The organism is Nocardia sp. NPDC003345, from assembly GCF_053589395.1.
Window position 1 is genome coordinate 1 of sequence record NZ_JBSFRU010000507.1, and the last position, 2,764, is coordinate 2,764.

General features: G+C 70.2%; 4 protein-coding genes. All 4 read left to right on the top strand.

The genetic code is table 11. The features are described 5' to 3' along the window. A partial coding sequence (locus ACWDU1_RS31320) for an alpha/beta fold hydrolase (RefSeq protein ID WP_450004023.1) occupies positions 1–944 on the top strand: 944 nt, incomplete at its 5' end. Continuing rightward, positions 937–1,404 carry a tRNA (adenosine(37)-N6)-threonylcarbamoyltransferase complex ATPase subunit type 1 TsaE gene (tsaE, locus tag ACWDU1_RS31325; protein ID WP_450004025.1) on the top strand — a complete coding sequence of 156 codons (468 nt, stop codon included), beginning with the start codon at positions 937–939 and terminating at the stop codon, positions 1,402–1,404. The genes ACWDU1_RS31320 and tsaE, both read left to right, overlap by 8 nt. Positions 1,405–1,489: 85 nt before the next feature. After that, on the top strand, positions 1,490–2,197 hold the full coding sequence (gene tsaB, locus ACWDU1_RS31330) for a tRNA (adenosine(37)-N6)-threonylcarbamoyltransferase complex dimerization subunit type 1 TsaB (protein ID WP_450004026.1): 708 nt from the start codon (positions 1,490–1,492) through the stop codon (positions 2,195–2,197). A 2-nt stretch (positions 2,198–2,199) separates the two neighbouring features. Further along, positions 2,200–2,709: a ribosomal protein S18-alanine N-acetyltransferase gene (gene rimI, locus ACWDU1_RS31335; protein WP_450004028.1), complete on the top strand. Its 510-nt coding sequence runs from the start codon at positions 2,200–2,202 to the stop codon at positions 2,707–2,709. Positions 2,710–2,764: the final 55 nt, after the last annotated feature.

The window sequence follows — 2,764 nt, forward strand, 5'->3', positions numbered from 1 at the left end:
AGAACTTCGCCCTGATCGATCTCGACCGGGCCGGTGAGGTGATCGCCGACGACGGTGTGTGCCTGGCCACCCGGGAATGGGGTTCGGCCGATGCCGACGCCACCGTCGTTTTCGTGCACGGCTTCTGCAACAGTATGGAGTCCTTCCATTTCCAGCGGCGCCACTTGGCGCAACGGTGGGGGTCGCGGTTGCGGCTGCTGATGTTCGACCTACGCGGACACGGGCGTTCGGGGACACCGCAGACCGAGAGCTGCACCGTCGACCAGCTCGGCCGCGACCTGCTGACGGTTATCGATGCCCGCGCGCCGCGCGGTCCGCTGATCCTCGTCGGGCATTCGCTGGGCGGTATGGCGGTGCTGGCGGCGGCCGCGCATGCCGGTGGCCTGTTCGCGCAACGAGTGCGGGCGGTGGCCCTGCTGTCCACCGCGGCGGCCGAGGTGAGTTCCGCGGGTATCGGCCAGTTGCTGCGCAACCCGGCGATCGACGGTTTCCGGCTGGCCGTGCACACCGCGCCCGCGCTGGTTCAGGCCGGCCGGGTGACCGCCCGGCATCTCATCACCCCGATCCTGCATGTGAGTTCGTTCCACGGACCGGTGAGCCCGACGCTCTCCCGTTTCGCCACCATGATGATCGACCGCACGCCGGTCGAATCGGTGGTGAAGTTCCTGAAGGCGATCGAATTGCACGACGCGTCCGCGGCCCTGCCGGTGCTACGCGATATCCCGACGCTGGTGCTCGGCGGTACCCGGGATCTGGTGATCCCGTTCCGCAATTCCCGGGCGCTGAAACGTGAACTCGGTGACTGCGAACTCGTGCGGGTCACCGAATGCGCGCATATGCCGCAACTGCAGTACCCCGAACAGACCAATGCGGCCCTGGACCGTCTGCTGGTGCGGGCGGGAGTGGTCGGCGAGGACGACCTCTCGGAGGCCACTGGTGGCTGAGCACGGCGAACGTGAACTGCCCACCGTCGCCGATACCGAGGCACTGGGCCGCGAACTGGCCGCGACCCTGGCCGCGGGCGATCTGGTGGTGCTCGACGGGCCGCTGGGCGCGGGCAAGACGGCGCTGACACGCGGTATCGCCGCCGGGCTGGGTGTCGGCGGCCGGGTCAGCTCCCCGACCTTCGTGATCGCCCGCCGGCATCCGCCGGGCACGCGCGCGGGTGGACCGCCGGTGCCGCTGGTACATGTGGACGCCTATCGGCTCGGCGGCAGCCTGGACGAACTCGACGCGCTCGACCTGGATACCGAACTCGACGACGCGGTAGTGGTGGTCGAGTGGGGCAGCGGCGTCGTGGAGCGGCTGGCCGGGCGGCATCTGCTGGTCCGGATGTCGCGCGAACCGGAATCCGAAGTGCGCCGGGCGTCTTGGGAGTGGGTGCACACCGTCGCCGGCGACTAGCCGGCCACCGCCGCCGGTGACCACCGGCCGTGCGCCGTGCGCCACCACCGTGTGGGGCAGGTCACCCGGTATCGTTGACCAGATCATGCTTGCACTTGCTGTCGACACCGCGACGCCTGCCGTCACGGCGGGGCTGGTCGAACTGGAGCAGGTGGCCGCCGGTGCGACCGCATCGGACGCCGCTCACCCGCGCACGCTCGCCGCCCGGGTACGCGTCGATGCCCGCGCCCACGCCGAGGCGCTCACCCCGTTGATCCTGGAATGCCTTGCCGAGGCCGGGGCCGCCCGTGCCGATATCGGGGCCGTGGTCGCCGGTATCGGCCCGGGACCGTTCACCGGCCTGCGGGTCGGGATGGCGACCGCGGCCGCGTTCGGTGACGCGCTGGGTATCCCGGTGTACGGGGTATGCAGCCTCGATGCCGTCGCGGCCGACTGCGCGGACGCGCTCGGTCCCGATGACGAACTGCTGGTCGTCACGGACGCGCGGCGCCGCGAGGTGTATTCCGCGCGGTATCGCGAACGCGGTGCGCTGCGCACGGCCGGGCCCGAGGTGGGTAAACCGGCCGATCTGGATCCCGCCGGTGCGACGGTGATCGCCGGATCCCCGGACCACACTCCGCTGTTCGATCTGCCGGCGCTGGACGCGCGGGCACCCTCGCCGGCCGGGCTGGTCCGCGTGGCCGCGGCCGCGCTGCTGTCCGGCGCCGCGCCCGAACCACTGGTTCCGCTGTATCTGCGCCGGCCCGACGCCGTGGAACGCAGCTACCGCACCCTCGACCGGATGGGAGCATAACGTTGGGTATTCGCATCGAACCCATGGTGGCGACCGATATCGACGGGTGCGTGGAACTCGAGCAACTGCTGTTCCCGGAAGACGATCCGTGGCATGCGGTGGCCTTCCGCTCCGAACTGGCGGCCCGGTACAACCGCTACATCACCGCGCGTGACGACGCCGGGAAGATGGTGGGGTACGCGGGTATCGCGCTGCTCGGTGACGCCGAACACCCCGAGGCCGAGGTGCACACCATCGGAGTCGACCCGGCGTGCCATCGCGCCGGTATCGGCACTGTCCTGCTGGAGGCGCTGCTCGCGGAGGCGGGCCGGCGCGGCGGCCCGGTGTTCCTGGAAGTGCGTACCGATAACGCCGCGGCGATAGCGCTGTACGCCAAACACGGGTTCCACATCATCGGATTGCGCAAGAACTACTACCACCCCAGCGGCGCCGACGCCTATACGATGCGGCGGCCCGAGCTCACCGATACGCCCGCCGGCTTCGCCCGCACCCCCGACGAGGTGCTGTCGTGATCGTCATGGGAATCGAGAGTTCCTGTGACGAGACCGGTGTCGGAATTGTCCGCCG

Excerpts from the sequence above, each read along its gene's own strand:
- tsaB (WP_450004026.1), top strand. The coding sequence starts at position 1,490 with ATGCTTGCACTTGCTGTCGACACCGCGACGCCTGCCGTCACGGCGGGG.